The following is a 24,871-nucleotide window of genomic DNA, read 5'->3' as shown; positions in this document are numbered from 1 at the left end:
CGAATAAGTTCTAGTCTTCCGGGAAGATTGGCAGGTTGTTGGCGACTTCCAGCAATTGATTGCGCAGCGAGTCGGCACGCTGGGCAAATTCCTTTTGCAATCTCACGTACGCGGCCTTGCCCTCGGGAGTTTCAATGCGGATGGGTTCATGGCCCCAATCGCCCAGATCATAGGGGGACGCCTGCATATCCATGGTGCGAATGTCCCAGGCGAGCTCGAAGCAGTCCATGACCAAGTCGCTTGGCACCGCAGGGGAGAGCTTATAGGCCCACTTGTACAGATCCATATTGGCGTGCAGGCAACCGGGCTGTTCCAGGTCGCGCTGGGTTTCCCTGGTCGGCTGCAGCTCGTTGAGCTCGATCGCCTGGGGAGTGTAGAAGCGGAATGCATCGAAGTGGGTGCAACGGATCTTGTGTGTTTCCACCACTTCGTCGGTTCCCTGCGCACCCAAGCGCAGCGGGAGGTATTCATGGCGGATGCCGTTGACCTCGGATTTGTAGGCCATCGCCCATTCATGCAGGCCGAAGCAGGAGAAGTTTCCTGGCCGCTGCGCGGTGCCGGCCAGAATGATGCGGGCAAACTCGATGGCCCGGGCACGCGCCTTGCCGAATGCCTCCGCATCGAAGTGGTATCCCGTACCGTGGCCGGTTTGGACTTTGCGGTAGAACTTCCACTCGCCGCGTTCTTGGGCCGCGTCTCCGGCTAGAACCACGTTCATCCCTGGATGCCAGCGGTAGAGCTGGCCCGGCTTTTGCGTGTAATAGGTGAACAGGAAGTCCTCGATGGGATGCTTCTTGCCCTTCATCCGCCGTTCCACGAAAGGTTCGCCAAAGGCCCGAGCCCGCGCTTCATGCTCAGCGGCATGCGGCATCCACTGCGAGGGTTCCAAAATGGCGGCGGTCAGAGGCATACTTCTAATTATTCAATTCATGGGCCGATGAAACCAGTTTGGTACGCCAACTCACACTTCTCGCAAAGGGGTACGCCATGGAAATCCTGCCTCCCTGGGAACCGCCAATGAGCGGCTCCGACCAGCAGCATCTGTTCGGGATGCTTGACAGGCTGCGCGCCACTTTCAGATACAAGGCCGACGGGCTGGACATCGAACAGCTGGCAACCAAGTTGCCCAGCAGCCAGCTCAGCCTGGGCGGATTGCTCCAGCATCTTGCCCTTGTCGAAGATGAGAAATTCACCTACTCCATTGCCGGGCAACGACCTGAAGTCCTCCTTGGGTTCACTGCCAACGGGCGCGAGCACTTCGTGGTTGATCTGGAAGAGGATCCGGAGAATCTTTATCAACGCTACGACCGGGCCGTGGCCAAAAGCCGGGGAATCCAGCAGTCCGTTATCGAGGAAAGGAAGCTGGACACGGGCTCGGGGTTGGCCATCGAAGGCAAGCATGCGTCGATACGCAGAATCATCTGCGACCTGATTGAAGAGTATGGGCGGCATGCAGGGCATGCGGATCTCTTGCGTGAAGCCATCGACGGGCGGGTGGGCGAGGATCCTCCCTTCGACTATCTTCCTGCATGGTATGCCTAGCTTTCTGGTTGCATTGGCAGCCGCTTCGGGCAACAGCCGGTCCGTTAGTTGTCCGCAATCAAGCTCTGTCCAGAAGTTCTTGTTCCTGCTCCAAGTCTGCCGGGATAGCGTGCTGCAGGAAACCGAGGGATTCATTGCGGCGCCGGACCAGACATTGCGACGGAATCCAGCAATTTCCCATCCTCGGGAACCGGCCTGCCTGAAGCCTCTAGGATGGGGCCATGAACACTGAGCGCTCCAGCCAACTTCCGGCATCTGCATCCGTTGTCTTCGACTGGTTCTCGCGACCCGGGGCCATGCAGCGGCTCTTGCCACCGTGGCTTCCGCTGAAGGTCATTGAAGAAGCCGGTTCGCTGAAGGACGGGACGGCCGTGCTGGGCCTTCCCGGCGGAGTGCTGTGGAATGCCAAGCACCAGCCTGAGGGGTTCGCGGAGAACCGCAGTTTCGTCGACCAGCTTGAACCCGAAGGGGTTCGCGGCCTTCCTGCCCGGGTGGTGCAGTGGCGGCATGAGCATTACTTCGAGCCCGCGGGCGCACAGTGCACGACCGTGGGTGACTGCATCCAGTCGAATATGCCAGGACGGCAGATCGAATCGATGCTTGCATACCGCCACCGCCAGCTGGCAGACGATTTTGCCGCACACCAGCGGGCGGCGCAGGCCGGGTTGAAGCCGCTGGTGATAGCGCTGACCGGTTCAAGCGGATTAGTCGGACAGGCTTTGTGCGCCTTCTTGTCCACCGGCGGGCACCGGGTCGTCAAGCTCGTGCGGCACGAGCCGGAATCGGCAAGCGAACGGCGCTGGAATCCGCTGGATCCTGACCCGGGCCTGCTCGATGGCTGCGACGCGGTCATCCATTTGGCCGGAGCCAGCATCTTCGGCCGGTTCAGCCAAGCGCATCGGCAGGCAATTCTCTCCAGCCGCATCGAACCGACCCGATCCCTTGCCCTGCTGGCGTCACGTTCAGGTGTCCGGACCTTCATCAGCGCTTCGGCCATCGGATTCTACGGTGCTTCAGCCGGACCGCACCCATTGGACGAGACCGATTCCCCGCGGGCCAGGACTCCGGATTTCCTGGCTGACGTGGTGGACCGCTGGGAACGTGCGGCGAATGCCGGGGACAGCGGCATGCGCCGGGTGCAGATCAGGACCGGTATCGTGCTGAGCCCCAAAGGCGGGATGCTCGCCGTTTTGCGTCCTGTATTCTCCGCAGGCCTGGGCGGTCCCCTTGCAGGGGGAAAGCAGATGCTTTCGTGGATCGGGCTTGATGACCTGCTGGACATCTACCATCGCGCGCTCTGGGATTCGCAATTGGCAGGTCCGGTCAATGCGGTGGCACCGCAGCCGGTGAGCAACGCCGAATTCACCAGGGCCTTGGCGCGCGCAGTGCGGCGGCCTGCCATCATTCCGGTTCCTGCCGCGGCTCCCAAATTGCTGCTGGGAGCCGAAGGGTCCCACCTTCTGGCCATGGCCGATCAGAAAATTGTCCCGCGCAAATTGCTCGATGCCGGTCATCAGTTCCGCAATGAGCGCATTGAGCTGGAACTGGCTCATAGCCTGGGCAGTCGTTAGGGGTCGGCGACGCCCGCTGGCGATTCGGAGGCAAAGCAATTATTGTTAGCTTGGCTAGATAAAAGCTAATCTAGGTAATTGCTTGCGACTGCCAGCTCCGGGGAATTTTGCCCATGGCGGCAGTTGCCCGAGAAGAAAGCGTGGACGATCCCGATGGGAAACATGCAGGTAGCGCCGTTTGATGCAGTTGTGCTGATGTCCTTTGGCGGGCCGGAAAAGCCCGAAGATGTCCTGCCTTTCCTGCAAAACGTTACCCGGGGACGAGGGATTCCGGACGAGCGCCTTGAAGAGGTGGGCGAGCACTACTACATGTTCGGCGGAAAATCTCCGATCAATGAGCAGAACCAGGCTTTGCAGCAAGCCGTCCAAGAGGAATTCGCAGCCCGCGGCATCGATACGCCACTGCTCTGGGGGAACCGGAATTGGGAACCGTACCTCACCGAAGTGGTCGGAAACCATGCGCGCAGGCACGGCTCGAGAAGGTTCCTGGCCATCGATACGTCGGCCTACTCCTCATATTCCTCGTGCCGGCAATACCGCGAGGATTTCGCCGGAACTGTGGCGGCACTGCAAGAAGAGGGCCTCGAGGTGGTGATCGATAAAGTCCGGCAGTACTACAATCATCCGGGATTCGCTCATGCGCAGTTGGACTGCGTGCGGAAGGGATTGAAGGAATTCAAGCAGCTCGTCGGCGGCCTGGACCGCAACCGGCACAAGATCCTATATGTCACCCATTCGATCCCTACTGCGATGCAAGAATCATCGCAGAAGTTCACCGCCGGCTACCAGCGGCAGCATGAGGAGCTCATGGCCTGGATTGGCGGGGAACTAGCTGGTGAGGAGCAGCTGGATGCCGAACTGGTGTACTGCTCCCGTTCTGGATCCATGCACACTCCCTGGTTGGAACCGGACATCAATGACCGCATGCGCGAGCTTGCGGAAACTGGAACTGAGGGCGTTCTGGTTGTACCCCTCGGATTCGTTTCGGACCACATGGAGGTCAAATTCGATCTGGATACCGAAGCGGCAGATACCGCGCGCGAGTTGGGGATGGCGTTTCTCCGTGCCGGCAGTGTTGGCACCTCACCGTCGTTTGTCAGCGGCTTGGTCGATCTGGTCCTGGAACGGGCAGCGCAAGTGCGTGGCGAGCAGCCGGAGTCATCGACCATCGCCGGAAGCAAAGCGCTGGGCCCGGGCAGTGGCGCCTGCTCCCTGAATTGCTGTGAAGGCACTACTAGGAAAAATACCGTTCCGAATTGGAGCGCCGGCATGCCTGCAAGCTAGGCCGGCAGCAGGCTGGTGGCCGATCCCGGGAATCCTTTTTCGGCCGGCCATCACGGTTGGCCGACGAATCAGCGAAGCTGGACCGGTTGCGGATAGATGCCGGAATCCGTGCGATCCGGATGAAGGAACCGGGTGGAGCTTTGGGGACTGCGATGAATGAATCCTGTCCACCGGATCCGTATTCACTGCTCGCGCGGCCAGCGGACACTTGCGGCAAGGAGCAATGGCGTCCTAAGTGCTTTCGTCGTCAAAAGGGGCCGGACCGGAGGGTTCTGGCGGTGATGATGAACTCCTTGTCTCGGGTCCCCTTGAGCGGGCAGAATCCGGGAATCCTTGGGCAGGCGGCTCTTCGAGTTGATCTCGCAGCGCTTCGCTGATGATCCTTCGAGGATCATATTGCCGCGGATCGAACTTCTTCAGATCCATGTCCGCGAAATCCTCGCCAAGCTCCTCGCGGAGTTGTTCCTGGGCACCAGAGGCGAGTCGGCGCAACTCGCGAATCAGCGTGGCTAGTTTCCTTGCGTAGTCGGGCAATTTTTCAGGTCCGAGCAGCACGGCCGCCAAAATGGCCAGCACGATGAATTCATTGCCATTGATGCCTGCAATGCTCACTGTGAATCACCTCGCTGCAAGGGACGCGGTCAAACGGAATTGGCAGGTGCAGCCCAGCCGGAATACGAAGGCCAACAGCCGCGGGCAAACGGAGATTCGCCTGGCAGCCATCGCGGCATGGCAGGATTTTCCGGTGGCGCGGCCTGCCCTTGGGGCCGGCTCAGCCGCAGAGTTTCTGGTCTGCTTTGCGGCTGTTCACCTTGACGGGATGCTTTTCTGGCCGCCCCAGGTTTTGGTAATCCTGGCCCAGGATCAATTCGATGCTTTCGACATCGGCGACTGTTGCCTCGATGTCGAGATCGACTGCCTTGGCGAATGCGTCGGCTGTTTTCCTGGCTGCATCAGTATCCGGAATCAGCAGCCGTGTTTGCGCCTGCAAGGACGCCGCGGTAGTGATTGAAGTGACGGTGAAGCCTTGCTCCGTGGCTTCGTTGGCGAATTTGCCGGCCAGTCCGCTCACTCGCGCTGCGTTGGCTATGCTGACAGGAAGCTGCCGGGCGGAGGTTTTCGCCGTGGCAGTTTCTCCTGCATCGGATTCGGAGCCGGATTCGGACTCGGAATCCGGATTCACCGGGATGTCTTGCTTGATGCGTTCAAAGATGAGGGTCGCGTCGGGAGCCGGGACAACCCGGTTGGCGTTTGATGGTGCAGGCTGGGTCGGCATGGTCATGAAGGTGATCTTGTCCGTGGGAACGTCCTTGACCCGCGCAGCCAATCCTGCAAGTTCCGGTAGCGAACTCAGTTCCGGGTCAACGGTCATCGAGGAGGTAATCGCGTCAAGGAAAGAGTAGAGCCGGTCCGGGCGTGCGAGAACTTCCTTGCTGGTGGCACGCTGGACTATTGCGGACATGACCTTCTGCTGGTTTCCGAGCCGAGCGAGGTCGCTTCCATCGCCAACGGCATGGCGGGTCCTGGCCAGGGCAAGCGCATCGGTTCCGTCCAGCTCCTGCAGCCCGGCTGGAAGATCCAGGTTCGCTTTCGGATCGGTCATTGGCTGGGCCAGGCACACGCTGACTCCGTCGAGTGCGTCGATGATTGAAATGAATCCCTCGAAATCCACCTCAATGAAGTGGTTCAGGTGAACTCCGGTGAGCGCTTCCACCGCGGCGACAGAGCACGCGGGACCGTAATTCAGCGCAGAATTGATCATGCCGTATCCTCCGGCATAAGCGCCGGACCCGGTATCCGCGCAGGCCGGGCGCTGCAAGACGGTATCGCGTGGGATCTGGACCGCCTCGATGCGCTCGTTGCCTGGCGACAAGTGGACAAGCAGCATGGAATCGCTGCGCCGGGAGCCGTTATCCGTGCCGAAGCCGGTGGAGCTGAAATCCCGGCTATCGGAACCGAGCACCAGCAGATTCAGGCCTTCGCTGGAGTCCGGGACATCCGCTTCAGACGCCCTGAGCGCCGAGACGGAAATATTCCCCTGCAGGCGCAGGAAAGCAATACTGGTCGGCACAACTACTGCCAGCACCAGCGCCGCTGCAATGATGGCAGCTACCCGGCGCCGCGATCGTTTGGAACTACGCCTGGCAGAGGAAGGTGTTCGTTGGGAATTCACGATCTTGCTCTCCTTGGTAGGACCATGGCCGGATTACCCATCAAGCTGACCACGTGGAACGCCGCTGGAACCAATAGCATGGTTGATTAGAGCCATGCATGCAGCGCATGAAAGGCCGATTTCGCGCGCAGTTCAGGAGAGCGGAAACCGCCTGGAGATCTCTGTCTCAGAGGTATTCGAGGAATTCGCCCAGCGCCGGATTGCGGTATTCTTCGCGGCGGTAGATGACGCCCAGGGGCCTGCTGGCTGGCAAGCTCAGCGGGACCTGCTTGCCGCCGAAGATCACGGCGGTGCTGGCCATGATCCGTGGAACCAAGGTGATGCCGCCGGCGGCGATGCCCAGATGGACCAATGCGTCGCGTTGCGTTGTGGTGATGAGCCGCGGAGCGGTGGCCTTCAAGCTCCGGTAAACTTCGTCGGTGATCTTGCGAATCGAGGTGCCCTGGGGGAGGGTGGCCAGAGTCAGGGAATTGAGCAATTCTGTGCTTAGCCCAGTGTCCGGGTCCACCTCGGTATCCTCGGATACGACGGCCGAGAATTGCTGATCGCGCAGGGATTTGCCGATGAGGTCCGCGGGGATGCGCTCGTTCACTCCAAAAGCCACATCGGCGCGATTCAGGCGAAGCGCATCGGCAAGCTGCTCGTCGTCCTCCACGCTCAGGATCTCTATCCGGACACCGGGGTGCTGGCGATGGAAGGGGCCGATGTATTCGGGCATGATTCCTCCAACCAGGGAAGGCAACCCCGCGATGCGCAGGGATCCGGTGGCCAATGCACGCGTGGAAGAGGCAATGGTTCCGATCGCGGCGACTTCACGCAGTGCGCGGCGGCCGGCAGGAATGATGCTCCGGCCAACCTCGGTCAGCACCATGTCCCTTCCAGCGGCCCGGAACACGGGCATGCCAAGAGTGCGCTCCAACGCGCTAATGCGCCGGGACAAGGAGGGCTGGGAGATGCCAAGGATATCCGCGGCGGCGGTGAAGGAACCATAGTCCACAATCATGACAACCGCTTCGAGCTGGGCCAGGGAGATGCTGTTGTCCAGAGGTTCTCTTTCCATGCGCTGGAGCCTTCCTTTGCGTCGGGAGAAGACGGTCGAATTCGCGGTGTGGCCCAGTGGCGGGTCCATCCGGTCCAGGGGAAGCACGCGCTGTGCACGTCTTGCCCTGCCTCCAGTTTTTCACGGGAAACTGTGCTTGCTGAACCGGCGCCCTGTGCAGATGGTCAATGGCTGCCGGGAAGAAGCAACTGGGTGCTCGAATAGCTGCATGCGGCAGCCTCCGGCGGGCTGCCAACAGGGTCAGCCCGGGTTAAACACCGGACTCCGTGCCACCCGCTTGGAAATGTCCGGGTGGCACGGAGCCTGGCTGACGACGGACCTTTGGTCCTGGGGCGTTAGCCCATGTGGATGACACCAAGGAGCATGCCCGAAGCGAGCATGACCAAGGAGACCACCAACGCACGCCACAGCACCTTCTTGTGGTGATCGCCCAAGTCCACACGAGAGAGCGACACCAGCAGCAAGATGGCTGGAACGAGCGGAGACTGCATGTGCACTGGCTGTCCGGTGATGGAGGCGCGAGCCATATCCACCGCTGGTACACCGAAATGCGCGCCGGCTTCGGCGAGAACTGGCAAGACGCCGAAGTAGAAGGCGTCATTGCTCATCAGGAAGGTAGCTGGAATCGAAATCAGCCCGGTCAGTACTGCCATGTATGGACCCATGGAGGTAGGAATGACATCCACCAGCCACTGGCTCATGGCATCAACCATGCCGGTGCCGGAGAGCACGCCGGTGAGCACTGCCGCGGCGAGCACCATGGAGACCACGGCAATGATTTCGCTGGAGTGCGCGGCGATCATCTTCACCTGGTCGGAGACCTTGGGGAAGTTGACGATCAAGGCGATCGCGGTACCCACCATGAACAGGTAGGGCAACGGAGTGACATCGACTACCAGCAGCACCATGATGGCGACGGTCAGTGCCAGGTTGAAGTAGAAGGTCTTGGGGCGCAGGGTCTCGCGATCCGGATCCAGGACGGTGCCGTCCAAGGTGGAAGCTTCGGTGCCATCGCCCTTGCGAGCCACGGATTCCAGTACGGCCAGGTTGCCTCCGGCAGGGGAAGTGCCAGCAGGGCTCTTTCCTCCGGTTGGGGTGGAAACGTTGCCGCCACCGAGTTCGGTGCCCCAGATTTCCGGACGCTCGCGCTGCAAGCGGCGGCGTTCGGATACGCCCATCTGCCATGCGAACAGGGCAATGACAATGAGGGAAATTCCCAGCGCAGGGAGCATCGGCACGAAGATTTCCGAGGCGTCAACGCCAAGTGCCGCTGCCGCGCGGGCCGTTGGGCCGCCCCAGGGAACGATGTTCAGCGTGCCATTGGTCAGGCCTGCAACACAGGTCAGGACCACAGGGCTCATGCCCAGGCGCTGGTAGATCGGCAGCAGAGCCGCGGTAACCACAATGAAGGTGGTCGAGCCATCGCCATCGAGGGAAATTACGCCGGTGAGCAGCGAAGTGCCCATGACGACCTTGGCGGGGTCGTTGCCCACTAGCTTCTGGATGCCGGAGACCAATCGGTCGAACAAGCCGACGTCGATCATGATGCCGAAGTACATGATGGCGAACATCAGCAGGGCTGCGGTACTGGACATGTCCTTGACCGCGTCCATGACCATGTCGCCAAGGCCGAATCCAGCACCGGTGAACAAGCCGAAGATGGTTGGAACCAGAATCAATGCCAGCAGCGGCGTCATGCGTTTTGTCATGATCAGCACCATGAAGGTGGCGACCATGAGGAATCCGAGTACAACGAGCATTGACCCGACCTCCATTTCAGTGTGAGTGAATCCTTAGTCCCCACAAGCTAGGAGGGGCACCCATTCAAGGTACGTGTCGGTGCTCACTTTGCGCGTCTTGTGCTTATTGTTGAAGGCTTAAGTTCTTTGCCAACTTTTTGCTCATTAAAATCACGAGAGTGGAAAGATGGGTTTATGCTGGGTGGCATGTTCCGTTCTGGCGCCGGCACCCGGCATTTCGCATCACGCATCATGCGGCTTCAATTTCTGGTCGTAGGTGTTCTGATTGTTCTCGTTACCGCCGGAACGCTTTTCGCCAGCTATGACCGCGTCTATTCAAAAGCCGAAGATACCTCGCTGACCATAGCTCGTTCGGTGGCCGTCTTGCCGGAAGTAGTTGAGCAGGTCTCGCACTATGCAAAGCTGGACGAGCTGGATGCCAAGGCGCTCGCCGATGGAAAACTGCAGCAACTGGCAGGCGCTGTCATTGGGCAAGAGCAAGCGTATTTCGTGGTGATTACCGAGGACCGCGGACTGCGCTTGAGCCATCCGAACCCCGAGGAACTGGGCCAAATGGTTTCTACTGACCCGGTGGCGCTGGAAGGCATTGAAGCGGTCTCCCGGGAACACGGAACCCTTGGTGAATCGGTGCGCGCCAAGGTCCCGGTCTACAGTAACGCGGGTGCGGTCATCGGAGAGGTTTCCGTGGGCGTGACCACTGACTCCTTGACCGGGGCACTGCTTGGGTCCTTCGCCTGGATTGTATTGCTTGCGGTGATTTGCGCAGCCTTGGCAGTGCTTGCCGGACGAGTCACCGTACGCCGTTTGAAGCGCCAGACCCTTGGGCTGGAACCGGCCGAAATTGCCCAGCTTGTCAGGGACCAGCAGGCCGTGCTCTACGGTGTTACCGAAGGTGTCATGGGCATTGGCGCCGATAGCCGGATTACCGTGCGCAACAGGGCCGCCAGGCAATTGCTGGGACTGCCGCACCGCACCGAATTGGAAGACGTGGTCGGCCGCCACTTTGAATCCGCTGGTTTGGATCACCGGCTGGTCAGGGCGATCAAGGAATGCGACCCGGCACCGGTGCGCTTTGCGGCCAATGGCAACTCGCTCATAGCCCGCGTGACCAAGGTCGACCGTGACGGAGTGGACCTCGGACTGGTCGTGCTGCTCCATGATGTCACCACCCTTGAAGCGCTGGGCACCAAACTCGATGCAGTCCAGGACATGGCCGATGCGCTGCGCGCCCAGCGCCATGAATTCGCCAACCGGATGCACGCAGTCCTCGGGCTGATCAACTTGGGCAAGATCGAACAGGCAGAAGACTACCTGCGTGAGGTGATGGAATCCGGGCCGAAGATCGCTCAGGTTCCCGGGCTGGAGGCCATCCAGGACGCTTACCTCTCGGCGTTTATTTCGGCGAAGGCGGTGCGCGCCCATGAACAAGGCATAGAACTGAGAGTGTCTGCCCAATCCATGCTTTTCGGACACATCGCCTCGGCCCACGATGCCCAAGACGCCACCGCAGTCCTGGGGAATCTGCTGGATAACGCCTTCACTGCAGCTCTTTGCACAGATGCAGAACCCTGGGTGGAAATCGACTTGCTCTCCGAAGGGAACACCTTGCACATAGCCGTGGCCGATTCTGGACCCGGCATTACCACCGACGAGGATATCTTCACCCGGGACGTCAGCACCGGATCCCATCTGGGCGGTGATCATGGCCATGGCGTCGGATTGCCGCTGATCAGACGGCTCGCCCAAGCCCGCAGCGGGGACGTCTGGATAGCGGACCGCGGGACGGATGGTTCCGGGGCAGTTATCGCAGCAAGATTGCCGGCCGTACTAGTCGAGCCAGCCAATACGGAAAACGACGAGATTGAAGGAGCGCAACATTGAGCGAGAATTCCAGCGGCAACTACCGGGTGCTAATTGTCGATGACGATTTCCGGGTAGGAGAGCTGCACGCTGAGATGGTCAACGCCATTCCCGGGTTCCAGGCCCTGGAGCCTGTGCAGGATCCGCGTGTTGTGCCCAAAATGGTGCAGAGCCTGAAACCTGATTTGGTATTGCTGGATCTCTACCTGCCGCATGTCAGTGGAATCGAGCTGCTGAGAGAACTCGATGTTGATGCGATCATGATTTCCGCGGCGATTGAACCGAAGAACATTGACAAAGCGTTGCGCTCGGGCGCACTGGCGTTCATCATCAAGCCCTTTGAGGCCAAGACCCTGGCCGCCAAGCTCAAAGGCTGGGCTCGCTATCGTCGCCAATTGACCGGGACCGCGGAGTTCAACCAGCAGGGCGTGGACCGGTTGTACCGGGCGCTCCAAGGGGGCGAAGAAACCAACGCATCGGTGGGTGCCGCCCCCACCGAACAGGCAGTTCTTTCCTGCGTCAAGGATGCTACCGAACCCATGAGCGTCGCCGAGGTCGCGGAGGCAATTGGGGTTGCCCGTGCGACAGCGCAACGGTATTTGGCGGCGCTGGTGGCCAATGAATCCCTGGAGCTGCAGCTTGGATACGGAACTCGTGGCCGTCCCGAGCACCGTTACGTGGCACGCTAGCGGCTCGGCCTCCTAGGTTGCGTCCCAGACCTTTCGGTAGAACAACGCCTTCCGCTCATCGGGTTCGATTCCGTACCCGGCGTAGACATGTTGTTCGAAACCAGGCCCGTAATTCCACTCGGTGCTCCATGCGGCAACGGCGAGATCCGCCCAGCGGTCTCCAAGACCCAATTTCCCCATATCCACATGCGCGCTGAAATCATGGCTGTCGGTGATGATCGTGTTGGGCAGGCAAGCATCGCCATGGCAGACCACGAGATCAAGCTCCGGGACTTCAGCCAGCAAAGCAGCTTGCTCCCGGGCAGGCAGGTGCTGGATGCGGGATTCCAGATCCCAGCTGAAGGGGCACTGGTCGACCGGCAGCCGATCGTGCAGGTGGCGCAGACCGGCGCCCACTGCAAACGCGGATCGCGCCGGATCGCTTTTGCCAAGCTCGCTGACTGCACTGTGCCCGGGCAATGCTGCCGTGACGAGCAGCTGGCCGCCAGCATGCTGTCCGCAGCTGAGCACTTCGGGGACTCTGATGAATTCTCCCGCCCACCGCATGCGCAGGGCTTCAGCCAGGAGATCGCCGTCCTCTTCGGGAGGGCATCCCGGCGACCACTTGGCGAAGCGCATCGGCTCGCCCTGCCCAAGCCGGTATGTTATCCCGCCAAATGCGTTCTGCCAGATACCCTCGATTTCCGCCTGGCCGGCTGCAGTGCGCACAGCTGGAGGAACTGGGTGGCCAGCCGACGGCGGGCCAGAAATGACTTGAGGTGAACTCATTTTTCTAGTCTGCCAGTAATGGGCGTGCTTTGGAGTTCAGGATCTCTGGATTCGTGGTGTGGACTGGACACGAACGATTTCTCTTGGTGTTCATCTGGGCTCAAGGAAATGGCTGATCAAGTCGTGAACACTGAATCCCATGAATAATATTTCGCGACGCAAATTGCTCACCGGCGCCATTGGCGCAGGTGCTTTGACCTTGGTTGGGCCCACTGGAACAGCGCTGGCTTCCAGCAGTCCCCGACTCGTGCGTTCCCGCCTGGGATTGACCAGCGGATTTTCCATGGGGGATGTCTCTGCCAGCAATGCCGTACTCTGGGCTCGCAGCTCCGGGGAAGGCCGCTTGCGCGCGCAGCTGCGTGCGGTGGACGAAGCGGGGGAAATCATCCGCGGCCGTGGATCCTTCGCCAAGACTTTGCGCGGTGCCTACGCCCGCGAGGCCACTGACTTCACTGCAAAGATCAATGCCGAGCATCTGCCTGCCGGTACCCGTTTCGCGGTCAGCATCGGTTTCGAGGACGATAACGGCACCCTTGGCGAGACTCAGAACGGCTGGTTCAGCACCGCACCGGCGTTGACCGGTCGCCGCAACCACGACGCCTCCCGTGCCCAGAGTTTTGTGTGGTCCGGCGACACCGCTGGCCAGGGCTGGGGCATCAACGAAGAAATCGGTGGCATGCGCGCCTACGCGGCCATGCATGCAACCAAGCCGGACTTCTTCGTGCACAGCGGCGACACCATCTACGCCGACGGCCCGATTGCCGCAGAAGTTGTGGAACCGGACGGCCAGATCTGGCGCAACTTGGTCACCGAGGAAGTCTCCAAGGTGGCCGAAACCCTGGCCGAGTACCGTGGGCGGCACCGCTACAACCTGATGGACCGCAACGTGCGTGCCATGTATTCCGAGGTTCCGGTGATTGCCCAGTGGGATGACCACGAGACCCATAATAACTGGTGGCCGGGTGAGGTCATCGAAGATGAGCGCTACACGGTGCGCGATATCAACACCCTTGCCGCCCGCGGCCGCCAGGCCTGGCAGGAATACCAGCCGATCGCCGACCCGCGCGCCATGCGCGCAGGCACCGGATTCGAGGCAGCACGCATCTACCGCAAAATCTCGCGTGGTCCAGCAATGGACCTGTTCGCATTGGACATGCGCAGCTACAAGTCCGAGAACACCGCCGGAATGGAAGAGAAGTCCACTTCAATTCTCGGCGAAGAGCAGCTGAATTGGCTAGTCGATTCCTTGGCCAAGTCCAAGGCAACCTGGAAAGTCATTCTCAACGACCTGCCGCTGGGCATCATTGTTCCGGACGGCAAGGCGCAGGAATCAATTTCCAACGCAGACCACGGCGCACCACTAGGCCGCGAGCTGGAACTTGCCCGCCTGCTCAAGGCCATTAAGGACCGCGGCATCAAGAATGTCGTCTTCCTGACCGCGGATGTGCACTATTGCGCGGCGCACCACTACTCTCCAGAGCGTGCAGCCTTCAGCGAGTTCAATGAGTTCTGGGAATTCGTGGCCGGTCCAGTCAATGCCGGTTCCTTCGGGCCGAACCAAATGGATGGCACTTTCGGACCACGCGTGGACTTCTCGCTGGCTGGCAGCACCAACCAGTCGCCGCGCGATGGCAAGGGCCAGTTCTTCGGCCACGTCGACCTCGATGAGCAGGACCTGTTCACCGTCACGCTGCGCAATGGCTTGGGCGAAATCGTCTACACCAAGACGCTGGAACCGAATAAATAGCAGTTAATTGGGAGAACGCCTGCGAAACAGTAATTGTTTCGCAGGCGTTCTCCTTTTCAGCTTGTCGGCGCTTAGCGGCCGGTGCCGCCGTAGACGGTGGCTTCCACGTCGGTATCCAGATCGAACGCGGTGTGGATAGCGCGTACTGCATCGTTGAGCTTGTCGGCGTCGGTGACCACGGAGATGCGGATCTCTGAAGTGGAGATCATGTCCACGTTCACGCCCGCGCGGTGCAATGCCTCGAAGAAGGTGAAGGAGACTCCTGGATTCGAGCGCATTCCGGCACCGATCAGCGAGAGCTTGCCAACCTCGTCATTGTGCTCGATTTCCTCGAAACCGATCTCCGGCTTCGCGGTGTTCAGTGCTTCAAGCACATGCTTGGTCTCGGTCATCGGCAGGGTGAAGGAGATATCGGTGGCACCCGAACCGCGGGTCGAGATGTTCTGCACAATCATGTCGATATTGGCCTGCGCAGCGGCGATAACCCCGAAAATCTGTGCTGCTTTGCCGGGGATGTCCGGAACGCCAATGATGGTGACCTTGGCTTCGGAGTGGTCGTGGGCGACACCTGAGATGATTGGCTGTTCCAAGGGTTCTCCCTCTTGAATTTTGATTTTGTCTTCGGGATCCGGGAGCACCCAGGTGCCCTCGTTGGTGCTGAATGAAGAGCGCACGTGCAGCGGCACGCCGAACCGGCGGGCGTATTCCACGCAACGCAGGTGCAAGATCTTCGAGCCGCTGGCGGCCATTTCCAGCATTTCTTCACTGGTGATCTTCTCGATCTTCTTGGCCGAGGCGACCACGCGCGGGTCGGCGGTGTAGATGCCGTCCACGTCGGTGTAGATTTCGCAGACATCGGCGCCCAGCGCTGCGGCCAGCGCGACGGCGGTGGTGTCCGAGCCGCCACGGCCCATGGTGGTGATGTTCTTGGATTCCTTGCTCATGCCCTGGAAACCGGCGACGATGGCGATGAATCCGCGGTCGATGGCACGGCGTACGCGCTGCGGGGAGACCTCCATGATGCGGGCTTTGCCGTGGGTGGAGTCGGTGATCAAGCCTGCCTGCGAGCCGGTGAATGAAGCAGCCTGCTCGCCGAGCTGGTTGATCGCCATCGCCAGCAGCGACATCGAGATGCGTTCGCCAGCGGAGAGCAGCATGTCCATCTCGCGGGCTGGTGCATCATCGGTAAGCTGGCCTGCCAGGTCCAGCAAGTCATCGGTGGTGTCGCCCATTGCGGAAACAACGACAACGACGTCATGGCCCTTGGATTTAGTATCAATAATTCGGCGCGCTACACGCTTGATGCCTTCGGCATCTGAAACGGAAGAACCGCCAAACTTTTGAACAATTAGGCCCATGGGCACTCACTCCACCTGTTGAAAGCTGTGCCTCGCCGCCGGTGGTTTTTGATGGAACTGTGGCGCGAGACATCTACCAGATAAATATTGTGACAGCTACGGGGCGACATGTCCTAGTTGTGAAGGTAACCATTGGTCATATTGCCTAGGAACCTCAATGCAGGTTGTTGAAAAACACTGGCTACCCCTTGAATTCAGCCAAAATTTGTCGCCAAAAGCCCTTCCATCCAGACACCTGTTCAGGTGTTCCAGCCTTAGTAATGTTTATGGCAACCGAGGATTTTCCACCTTTGAGGCCAATGTCTACCTGTGTCTTGGTTCCGTCGCTGAAATCAGCTCGCCAATAGCGCCATCGCTCTGAGCCGCTGGTGCGTGCAGGTTCGGAAAGCTGGTGGCCGTTGAACTCCTGGCGCCCCTGGACGCAGGCGATCCAGCGTTCCAGCGCGGTATCCAAATCAGCATCGATCGTGCTGCTCACCGAACTTTGGAAGGTGCCGTCTTGGGATTGGCCGGGCAGGCGTCGGCCAATGTGCTGCTCATAGGCTACAGCCACGGATTGAGCCCACCAGCCCGGAGTATCGACGGTTGGGGGCATGTGGGTGAAAGCCAGTTCGGCTATCTGCTTGTGCGTAAGTTGATCGGCTCCGCCAGCGCGCAGTTTGGCGCACCACTGATCCCATTCAATGCCGGTGGCCTTTGCGATGGCCGGGAGGTTGCTGCTTTTTGTTGCCATGAGGACAGTCTAGGGCGGACTTGGAGCTGTCGGTACTCCGAAGCGATGCGCCGGGCCCGCAGGAGCCTGCCGCTTTTCTGCGGGTCCTGCATCAGCGGAAGCAGCCTCTGAATCCATTCGTTCTGCGTCATGTCGCGCAGGCCCGCGGCATCCATGATGCCTGCCCATTCCTTCCACTCTTGAACCAGTGCGGATTTCGATTTTCCCTGATCTGCCCAGTGAAGTGCCCATGTACCGAAACCTGGCAAGCTCCAACAACAAGGTGGCCGCGGCGCCGCTGTCTGGCGCCGGGGAATGGGCCGTGAGCGAGGGCGCTGTGCGAAGCCGTGAACTGCCGGTGCATGTAGTGGGCTTTAAAAGCCCCTGGCCGGTCTTCTCGGTAATTCCGAGAAGACCGGCCTGGGATTGGACCGCTCTAGAGGGACTTGATTTCCAAATTCAATCGGCTCAGGAGGTCGATGAGTGCCGACAGATCCTCATTGTCCCAATTGGTCATGCGCGAGCGGAGCTCTGTACGCCACCCTTGGAAGCATTCATGCCACCTTTCAACCGCAAGCTCGGTAGGCAGGATGTGGAACACCCTCCGGTCTTCCGGGTCGACTTCACGCTTGACCAGCGCCAGCTGTTCCAGCTTGGTGATCATGCGCGATAGCGCAGCTTTATCGACCAGCAAGTGTTCGCAGATTTCAGACTGGGTGATGCGTTGGCTGCGCAGAATCATCCCGAGCACGGGCAGGTATCCCGGGGTGAGCCGGCTGTCGAGCCGAGTGGCCAGTTCCCGCTTGGCACGCGCCGTCAGCGCGATCAGTGAAAATAACTCCTGTTCGGCTGAGGCATAGAGATCGGGACGTTGAGCGGCGGGAAAGTCTTCGGCTTTGCTTGAAACCTGCACCGGATCTCCTAGTTGCCAGCTGGCGTTTCTGCCTTGGCTGCGTCCTGGTCCTCAGCAGCCAGCTCCTGCATGCGTTCACTTGCAGTCTGGGTCTTCAGCGACTGGTTGGGGATCAGGCAGACAGCCACGACGATGAGCAGCGACAGCGGAGCGGCAATGGTGAACAGCGAAGGCACTGCGTCGCCGTAGATGGACTCGAAGATCACGCGGACCGGTTCAGGCATCGCTGCAACTGAAGGCAGGGTGCCCGATCCCAATGCTGCGGTCAGCTCCTTGGCTTGGTCGCCCAGGGAAGCCAGGGCTGCGGCCAAATCGGATTGCCGGTCGGCGATCATGTTCGGCACAGTGGTCGCCAGTATGGCGCCCAGGCCTGCGGTACCCGCAGTGCCGCCCAAGGTGCGGAAGAAGTTCACGGCCGAGGAGGCTACACCCAGTTCCTTGACGTGGACCGAGTTCTGCACGACCAGCACCATGTTCTGCATGACAAGGCCCATGCCGGCGCCGAGGATGAACATGTAGGCGGCGACCAACGCGTAGTTGGTGTCGTAGTGGATGGTTCCCAGCAGGAACAGCCCAACGACGATCAGCACCGAACCGGTGACAACCAGTGCCTTCCACTTGCCGGTGCGCGAGATCATCGCACCGCCGATGGTGGAGATGACCAGCAGGCCGCCCATCAGCGGGAAGGTCATCAGGCCGGCCATGGTGGCTGATGCGCCACGGGCCATGATCATGTACTGGCTGAGGAACACCGAGGTGCCGAACATCGAAACGCCAACGGCCAGCGATGCGATGACCGCGAAGGTGAAGGTGCGGTTCTTGAACAGGCCCAGGCTCAGCAGCGGCTCGGAGGACTTGGCTTCGACCAGAATGAACAGCGCCAGCAGGATTACCGCACCGGCAATCATCAGGTAGCTGGTCGTCGAGGCCCACTCGAACTGCGAGCCGCCCAGCGACATCCAGATCAGCAGCAGCGAGACGCCGGAGGAAAGCAGGACGATGCCCCAGTAGTCGATCTTGACCTTGCGCTTGGCCATGGCCGGAAGGTGCAAGGTGCGCTGGATCAGGATGACCGCAGCGATGGCGAAAGGCAGGGCGATGAAGAAGTTCCAGCGCCAGTTGATGGTGTCAGTAACGAAGCCGCCGATCAGCGGGCCGCCCACGGTGCCAACGGCCATGACCGCGCCGAACAGGCCCATGTACTTGCCGCGTTCGCGGGGGGAGAGGAAATCGGCCATGACGATCTGCGCCAAGGCGCCTACGCCGCCACCGGCCAGGCCCTGGACGACGCGCATGGTGATCAGGAAGCTGGTGTCCTGCGAGAAACCTGCGGCGGCCGAGGCCAGCACGAAGATGCCGAGCGAGATCTGCAGCAGCAGTTTGCGGTTGCCCAGGTCGGCGAGCTTGCCCCAGATCGGAGTGGAGATGGTGGTCGCCAACAAGGTGGCGGTGACCACCCAGGTGTAGGCGGTCTGGCTGCCGTTGAGATCGGAGACGATCACTGGCAGCGAGCTGGAAACGACGGTGCTGGCCAAGATGGAGACGAACATGCCCATCAAAATGCCCGTGAGGGCAGTGAGGATTTCGCGGTGAGTCATCTTGGGCTTGGCGACCGGTGCGGTTGCGGTCATGGAAGCTCCAAAAATTTAGGGTCAGGCATAGAGGGCCTGAATGGTTGATTGATATCAACTATACGGCGATAGTTGACTATTATCAACTAAGCGTGTTTCACCCCACATCACCGTGCTGGCATAGAAAAACGCCCTGCGCTCAAGCCGGCGAACCGGAAGAGTGCAGAGCGTTCCAAGGCAACCAGAACTACTGGCTGCGACGGCTATCCATCTCGGGGACTACCGGATGCGAAGGCCCTTCGCCAGCGTTGCTGGAAGAAACCGGCGCACCGCCAACGTGCAGCAGGCGAGGTTCGGATAGCTGGGCTTTCGGCTTCTCTGCAGCTTCTCCGGACTGATCTTGCGGCGCCTGCTCCTCGGATCCCTGCTTCTGGGCCTTGGCGCGGGCCGGACCCGGCGCGGTGCGGCCGGCAGCGCGACGTCCCTCGAAGGCGCGGGCCAGGGTCACTTCATCGGCGTATTCCAGATCGCCGCCCACCGGCAGGCCGGAGGCCAACCGGGTGATGTGGATGCCCAAAGGGGCTAGCGCGCGCACCAGGTACACGGCGGTGGCTTCGCCCTCGAGATTCGGGTCGGTGGCCAGAATCAGTTCGGTGATCGAGTCATCGGCCAAGCGGGTTACCAGCTCGCGGATGTGCAGCTGTTCCGGGCCAATGCCTGCCAGCGGATTAATGGAACCGCCGAGCACGTGGTACTTGCCGGAGAACGCCCGGGTGCGCTCAATGGCCAGGACGTCCTTGGACTCCTCCACGATGCAGATCTTGGTGCCATCACGGCGTTCATCGCGGCAAATGGCGCAGGTTTCCTGCTCCGAGATGTTGAAGCAGATCTCGCAGAACTTCACCTTTTCCTTGACCAGCTGGATCGAGGCGGCGAGCCGGGTCATGTCCTCGGCATCGGCGTCAAGAATGTGGAAAGCAATGCGCTGAGCCGACTTCGGGCCGATGCCAGGCAAGCGACCGAGCTCGTCGATCAGTTCCTGTACAGCACCTTCGTACACGTGCGCCTACTTTCTAGCTTGCTTCAATACCGTGAAATTGTTCCGTGGTACACCCTAGTGTCTCACTCCGACAGTTCGCCGTGGTGCCGGCTACAAGCTTCGTTTGATTTCCACTACATTCCCGTTGACGTCGCGCTGCTCGATGACCATGCCGCCGAGCAGGCGTTCCACGGCTTGAACACCGATCAGTGCCGAATCCTCGACCTCGATATCATCGTCGCTCGGGACAAATTCCTCGGGCTCTTGCACCGGAGCAGGCGCGGGAGCCGAAGCAGGACCGCCCCAGCCGCGCGCCGCCTGGGCAGGCGCCGGCGCACTGGGTGCGTTCTTCGCCTGGTCCATCAGCTGCTGGTATCGGCTCATGCGGCCTGAGGCCGCCGGTGCCGAGTCCGCAGGATCCGGTGCCGGTTCAGCCTGTGGAGCGCCCCATCCCGGAGCGGATTCAGGGGCCGGCTGCGGGGCTGCCGGGGTTTGCAGCGGTGCGGCCGGCTCTTGGCGAGGCTGTTCCTGATGCTGGGGGCGGACCTGCGGCTGCGTTTGGGCAGTCCGCGGCGCCGGGGCTTCCGGAACCGATGGAGCTGATGGCGCCATAGCTTGTGGAGCCTGCTGCCCGGATTCGCCAACCGCTAGATTCCCGAACGAATCGGTGGTGCTTTCCGGGTGCAACGGGGTCGAAGAAACCGGACGTGCAATGTTCGGAACACCGCCCTCAGCCTGGCGCGCCGTCATGCCAGCAGTCATCCGGGGCTTGGGAGCCACCGGAGGCCCACCGAAACTCCGTGGTGCACTAGCCGCCGGCGCCGGTGCTGGCGCTGCCGGGGTCGGCTGCGGAGCCACGGCCGGGGCAGGGGCCTGTTGCTGCGGCTGCACCTGCTGCGCTTCCGGAACAGAACCAGCTGGCACGTAGTACGGGTCATCTGGGAACGGTGGCTCGTCGAAGTAGGGTTCATCCGCTGGAGGCGGGACGTCATCGTAGGAGCTGTCGTACCCGTCATGGGCGCGTGGTGCAGGCGCGACTGGTGCCGAGCTTGGCACAGCGGATACCGGACGCTGCTGCGGTGCCGGAGCGGCAGCTTGGGCCCGTGCCGCAGCGCGCGCAGCCGCCCCAGCAGAACTTACAGCCTTGGTGAACTTAGTTGGTGCTGGGGTTGGCGCCGGGATTGGCCGGCGCTCACCTTTTGGGGAACCACCACCGTTGGGGTTGGAGCCGCCTTCGGTGAGGACCACTTCGATCGGTGCACCGGTGACCTGGGACAGAACCCCGGTCAGCGTATTCATCAGATCCGGCCGGTTGCGCAGATTCACGATTGGGCCAGTATTGCTGAACGCCAAGGTGAGGGTGCGGCCATCGAAGCCTGCCACAGAGCCATAGGTGGCAACCATGGAATGCAGGACGCGCGAGCTGCCTTGCAACTGCTGCAAGATCGTTGGCCACGCTTGCTGGAACATCGCCACCGGTGAGCCGGTGTCCTGTGGTGCTGGCTGGCTCTGCGGCATCCCGCTAGGGGCACCATGTTGAGGTTGCTGAGCACCCTGTTGTTGTTGCTGTTGCTGTTGCTGTTGCGGTGCTTGAGCGCGTCGGGCCTGTTCTTGCGCGGCTCGCTGTTGTGCTTCGCGTTCAGCTTGTTCGCGTTGGGACTGTTCTTGTGCGGCGCGCTGTTGTGCTTCGCGTTCAGCTTGTTCGCGTTGGGACTGTTCTTGTGCGGCGCGCTGTTGTGCTTCGCGTTCAGCTTGTTCGCGTTGGGCTTGTTCTTGCGCCTGGTGGGCAGCGTGGCGCTGAGCATCCACGCCAGCCTGGCTAGCTTCTGGTGCCTGTTGCGGCTGTGCCGACTGCGGTGCTTGTGGTGTTCGGTTGGCAGCCGCACGACGTGCGAATTCGGCCATGGCAGGATTTTGCTTCACGTCATCAATGGAGACCCCGGTGCCGAATGACAGGTCTTCACCGCTGGAAGGATCAGGGACCAAGCTGAATGGTGCCACGCCTTCCGGACGAGCTGCCGGAATACTCGGACCAGGCTGCACCTCGGTGGTCACCGAGTAGTTTTCGCCCTTTGGACCCCAAGTTGCACCCCAGTCAGCGGCTTCACCAGTGTTCAGCGACGCTGCCGCGCCTGGATCCAGCGGAGCATTTGGATCATCATCGTGTGGCTGTGGCTGTGGCTGTGATGGCGCGGACTGCTGGGGATGCGTTTCCTGCTCGGCAGGCACTGGCTGCGGAGTCTCTTGAGGCTGCTCGGTGCGCTGAGCTTGAACTGGTTCTGCGTGCTGCGCGGGCTGCTGCATTTGCGCTGGAGCCTCGGGAGCCTGCTGTTGCGGCTGGGCATGATTTGGCTGAACCTGTGGGGCCTGTTCGCCAGCCACTGGTTCGCCCTGCGCTTCAGCCGGTTCGGGTGCACCCTCACGACGGGATTTGGCGGCGGCCAGGGCTTCGCGTACTGCGGCAGCACCCTGACGCGCGGCGCCCGGGTTAGGAGTGGCGTTCATTGAGGCACCAGCACTTGCAGCGTCGTTCTCATCAAGCGCAGGCAGCGCTCCACCGGTCATCGCATGGCGCTCCAACCGATCCAGCCGAGCGGCAAAAGCGCTGTCGGAATTCTGCGAACCGGGCAGCATCAAGCGCGCGGCCAGCAATTCCAGGTGCAGACGAGGCGAAGTTGCGCCGGTCATCTCGCTCAGGGCCTTGTTGGTGACATCGGCCCATCGCGATAGTTCGCCTGCACCGACCAAGCCAGCTTGCAAGCGAAGGGATTCAAGCTGGTCTTCTGGTACGCCGCGCAAGATCTTCTCCAGGCCTTCTGGCATGGCCTTGGCGATGATCAGATCGCGGAAGCGCTCCAGCACATCTTCAACGAAGCGCCGGGGATCCAGACCGGTCTGGATGATGCGGTCAATCGCACCGAACAGACCAGCGCCATCGGCTTCGTGCAGCGACAAGGTGACCTCATCGAGCAGTGTCGAGTGGGTGTAGCCCAGCAGTGCAATGGCCGTCTCGTAATCCAGGTTGCCATCGCGGGCACCAGCGATCAGCTGATCCAGCACCGAAAGGGTGTCGCGGACCGACCCGCCGCCAGCACGGATCACCAGTGGCAGTACGCCTTCGGCTACCGCGACGCTTTCGCGTTCGCAGAGCACTTGCAGGTACGCCAGCAATGCCTCTGGCGGAACCAGGCGGAATGGGTAGTGGTGGGTACGCGAGCGGATGGTGCCGATGACCTTTTCCGGCTCGGTAGTCGCGAAGATGAATTTGATGTGCGCCGGTGGCTCTTCAACGATCTTCAGCAAGGCATTGAAGCCTGCCGCCGTGACCATGTGGGCCTCATCGATGATGAAGATCTTGTAGCGGTCGCGAGTTGGCGCGAAGGTTGCGCGCTCGCGCAGATCGCGGGCATCATCTACGCCGCCATGGCTGGCCGCGTCAATCTCGATGACGTCCAGCGAACCCGGGCCACCATTGGCAAGGTCCACGCAGCTTGGGCAGGTGCCGCAAGGAACGGGCGTAGGGCCCTGCTCGCAGTTCAAGCAACGGGCCAAAATGCGGGCAGAAGTCGTCTTGCCGCAACCGCGCGGACCGGAGAATAGATAGGCGTGGTTGACGCGGTTCTTCTCCAGCGCCGTCATCAAGGGCGCGGTAACGTGCTCCTGGCCGATAACGTCGCCAAACGTATCGGGACGATATCTGCGATATAGCGCTGTACTCACACCGGTTCCCTATCAGTTGCCTGATGCTTTAGGCATCAGCTGTTGGACAATATTCAATGGTTCGACGGTCCACGGTTCACGTGGCAGATTCGCCGGATCGAAAGCTTCCAGGGCTGCCTGCAAACTTGTGCTGGGCAAGCCCAATGACTCTAGCAAAATCGCCACAACGTTGGCTGGATGCACACCTTGTTCGGTGATCTCTTCGAGTGTTACTGCACCGTCGCGTTTAGCCAAGCGCTGGCCCTTGGTGTTCAGTGCCAGCGGTACGTGCGCGTAGGCCGGGACCGTGTAGCCCAGTAGCGATGCCAGGCAGGCCTGCCGCGGCGCAGAAGAGAGCAAATCATCTCCGCGCACGACCTGGTCGATGCCTGAGAACGCATCGTCGACGACAACCGCAAGGTTGTAGGCGGGAGCTCCATCGTTGCGGATCAGGACGAAGTCATCTACCGCACCGGTGTAATCGCCGAATAGTTCGTCATGAACAGAAAATTCGTTCACTTCTGAACGCAGTCGCAAGGCGGCTGGACGGTTCTGTGCTTTAGCCGAGCGTTCGCTGGCGCTCAGATCGCGGCAGGTTCCCGGGTAGGCGCCGGGCGCAGCATGCGGAGCACTTGCGGCTTCGGCGATGTCCTTGCGCGAGCAGAAGCATTCATAGACCAAGCCGCGGGCCTTGAGCCGCTCAACGGCCTGGAGATAAATCGGAAGGCGGTCGGACTGTCGGAGAATTTCGCCGTCGAAATCAAGGCCCAAGGACGATAATTCAGCAATTTGGATGGCTTCGGCGCCGGAACGAACACGATCCAAGTCTTCAATGCGCAGTAGGAATTTGCGTTGCGAGGAGCGGGCGAAAAGCCAAGCGAGGATGGCCGTGCGCAAATTGCCAAGGTGGAGTGGCCCCGAAGGGCTAGGGGCGAAACGGCCAGCGCCCACGTGGACTCCATTCGGCTTGCGTAAGAAAGTAAAAGACCCCTCATGCACCTGCCAGAGCCCATCTACCCTTGCTACCTTCCGGTCCTGGGGGAGTTCAACAGGATGACACCACACGAGGGGTCACCAAAAATACTACCCGAGGTTGGCGCTTGGATGAAAATCGGCAGGCGTGCG

General features: G+C 60.9%; 18 protein-coding genes, 1 other RNA gene and 1 pseudogene. 6 read left to right on the top strand and 14 right to left on the bottom strand.

From position 1 onward, the window contains the following. Positions 1 to 10 precede the first annotated feature (10 nt). Entirely contained in the window at positions 11 to 910 is a 900-nt protein-coding gene (locus tag ACFVHU_RS11675; protein WP_388024561.1) for a 3-methyladenine DNA glycosylase, read from the bottom strand. Positions 911 to 987: 77 nt separating this feature from the next. On the opposite strand from ACFVHU_RS11675, the gene ACFVHU_RS11670 reads away from it, so the two are divergent. The 3 genes from ACFVHU_RS11670 to ACFVHU_RS11660 all read left to right on the top strand — a co-directional run bounded on the left by ACFVHU_RS11670 (position 988) and on the right by ACFVHU_RS11660 (position 4,397). Next, on the top strand, positions 988 to 1,542 hold the full coding sequence (locus ACFVHU_RS11670; protein ID WP_388024559.1) for a DinB family protein: 555 nt from the start codon (positions 988 to 990) through the stop codon (positions 1,540 to 1,542). A 221-nt stretch (positions 1,543 to 1,763) separates the two neighbouring features. Beyond that, positions 1,764 to 3,113, top strand: coding sequence for a TIGR01777 family oxidoreductase (locus ACFVHU_RS11665; RefSeq protein ID WP_388024557.1), 1,350 nt, complete (start codon positions 1,764 to 1,766; stop codon positions 3,111 to 3,113). Between the two features lie 153 nt (positions 3,114 to 3,266). After that, the gene (locus tag ACFVHU_RS11660) at positions 3,267 to 4,397 is read left to right on the top strand and encodes a ferrochelatase (protein WP_105657986.1); all 1,131 of its coding nucleotides are present in this window, start codon (positions 3,267 to 3,269) and stop codon (positions 4,395 to 4,397) included. 231 nt (positions 4,398 to 4,628) lie between these two features. Here the strand turns inward: ACFVHU_RS11660 and ACFVHU_RS11655 are convergent, their stop codons facing one another. The 4 genes from ACFVHU_RS11655 to ACFVHU_RS11640 form a co-directional block, all read right to left on the bottom strand. Beyond that, a complete protein-coding gene (locus tag ACFVHU_RS11655; protein ID WP_286134254.1) occupies positions 4,629 to 5,009 on the bottom strand; it encodes a twin-arginine translocase TatA/TatE family subunit in 381 nt (126 codons plus the stop codon). A gap of 160 nt (positions 5,010 to 5,169) precedes the next feature. Then, a complete protein-coding gene (locus tag ACFVHU_RS11650) occupies positions 5,170 to 6,570 on the bottom strand; it encodes an LCP family protein (protein WP_388024554.1) in 1,401 nt (466 codons plus the stop codon). A 166-nt stretch (positions 6,571 to 6,736) separates the two neighbouring features. After that, positions 6,737 to 7,630: a LysR family transcriptional regulator gene (locus ACFVHU_RS11645; protein ID WP_105657988.1), complete on the bottom strand. Its 894-nt coding sequence runs from the start codon at positions 7,628 to 7,630 to the stop codon at positions 6,737 to 6,739. 335 nt (positions 7,631 to 7,965) lie between these two features. Next, on the bottom strand, positions 7,966 to 9,390 hold the full coding sequence (locus ACFVHU_RS11640) for a CitMHS family transporter (RefSeq protein WP_105657989.1): 1,425 nt from the start codon (positions 9,388 to 9,390) through the stop codon (positions 7,966 to 7,968). 186 nt (positions 9,391 to 9,576) lie between these two features. Between ACFVHU_RS11640 and ACFVHU_RS11635 the strand changes: the two genes are divergently transcribed. Both ACFVHU_RS11635 and ACFVHU_RS11630 read left to right on the top strand, forming a co-directional pair. Then, entirely contained in the window at positions 9,577 to 11,271 is a 1,695-nt protein-coding gene (locus ACFVHU_RS11635) for an ATP-binding protein (RefSeq protein WP_332488422.1), read from the top strand. Further along, a complete protein-coding gene (locus ACFVHU_RS11630; protein WP_105657990.1) occupies positions 11,268 to 11,939 on the top strand; it encodes a response regulator in 672 nt (223 codons plus the stop codon). The genes ACFVHU_RS11635 and ACFVHU_RS11630 overlap by 4 nt, the downstream gene beginning before the upstream one ends. Positions 11,940 to 11,951: 12 nt before the next feature. On the opposite strand, the gene ACFVHU_RS11625 is transcribed toward ACFVHU_RS11630, so the two are convergent. Further along, positions 11,952 to 12,707, bottom strand: coding sequence for a phosphotransferase (locus ACFVHU_RS11625; RefSeq protein WP_388024551.1), 756 nt, complete (start codon positions 12,705 to 12,707; stop codon positions 11,952 to 11,954). Positions 12,708 to 12,846: 139 nt separating this feature from the next. Here ACFVHU_RS11625 and ACFVHU_RS11620 point away from each other — a divergent pair, with 139 nt between their 5' ends. Further along, on the top strand, positions 12,847 to 14,454 hold the full coding sequence (locus tag ACFVHU_RS11620; protein WP_388024550.1) for an alkaline phosphatase D family protein: 1,608 nt from the start codon (positions 12,847 to 12,849) through the stop codon (positions 14,452 to 14,454). 71 nt (positions 14,455 to 14,525) lie between these two features. Here the strand turns inward: ACFVHU_RS11620 and ACFVHU_RS11615 are convergent, their stop codons facing one another. From ACFVHU_RS11615 to ffs, 8 genes and pseudogenes are all read right to left on the bottom strand, one after another. After that, a complete protein-coding gene (locus tag ACFVHU_RS11615) occupies positions 14,526 to 15,812 on the bottom strand; it encodes an aspartate kinase (RefSeq protein ID WP_105657993.1) in 1,287 nt (428 codons plus the stop codon). A gap of 181 nt (positions 15,813 to 15,993) precedes the next feature. Continuing rightward, positions 15,994 to 16,545: a hypothetical protein gene (locus ACFVHU_RS11610; RefSeq protein ID WP_133834345.1), complete on the bottom strand. Its 552-nt coding sequence runs from the start codon at positions 16,543 to 16,545 to the stop codon at positions 15,994 to 15,996. A gap of 415 nt (positions 16,546 to 16,960) precedes the next feature. Further along, positions 16,961 to 17,437: a MarR family winged helix-turn-helix transcriptional regulator gene (locus ACFVHU_RS11605; protein ID WP_388024548.1), complete on the bottom strand. Its 477-nt coding sequence runs from the start codon at positions 17,435 to 17,437 to the stop codon at positions 16,961 to 16,963. An 8-nt stretch (positions 17,438 to 17,445) separates the two neighbouring features. Continuing rightward, positions 17,446 to 19,068, bottom strand: a complete 1,623-nt coding sequence (locus tag ACFVHU_RS11600) for an MFS transporter (RefSeq protein WP_105657996.1) — start codon at positions 19,066 to 19,068, stop codon at positions 17,446 to 17,448. A 409-nt stretch (positions 19,069 to 19,477) separates the two neighbouring features. Further along, positions 19,478 to 20,068, bottom strand: a pseudogene (gene recR, locus ACFVHU_RS11595) (recombination mediator RecR); the annotation flags it as partial. A 90-nt stretch (positions 20,069 to 20,158) separates the two neighbouring features. Then, complete coding sequence (locus tag ACFVHU_RS11590; RefSeq protein ID WP_388024546.1) at positions 20,159 to 23,767, bottom strand: DNA polymerase III subunit gamma and tau; 3,609 nt, start codon at positions 23,765 to 23,767, stop codon at positions 20,159 to 20,161. Positions 23,768 to 23,779: 12 nt separating this feature from the next. Continuing rightward, on the bottom strand, positions 23,780 to 24,697 hold the full coding sequence (gene gluQRS / locus ACFVHU_RS11585) for a tRNA glutamyl-Q(34) synthetase GluQRS (protein WP_388024544.1): 918 nt from the start codon (positions 24,695 to 24,697) through the stop codon (positions 23,780 to 23,782). A gap of 28 nt (positions 24,698 to 24,725) precedes the next feature. Beyond that, positions 24,726 to 24,822: signal recognition particle sRNA small type (ffs, locus tag ACFVHU_RS11580), an RNA gene on the bottom strand. Positions 24,823 to 24,871 lie beyond the last annotated feature (49 nt).

This window comes from Glutamicibacter sp. NPDC127525, assembly GCF_042672105.1.
Classification (GTDB): Bacteria; Actinomycetota; Actinomycetes; order Actinomycetales; family Micrococcaceae; genus Glutamicibacter.
The sequence above is the reverse complement of the archived record's forward strand: the minus strand, read 5'-3'. Positions and strand labels throughout refer to the sequence as shown.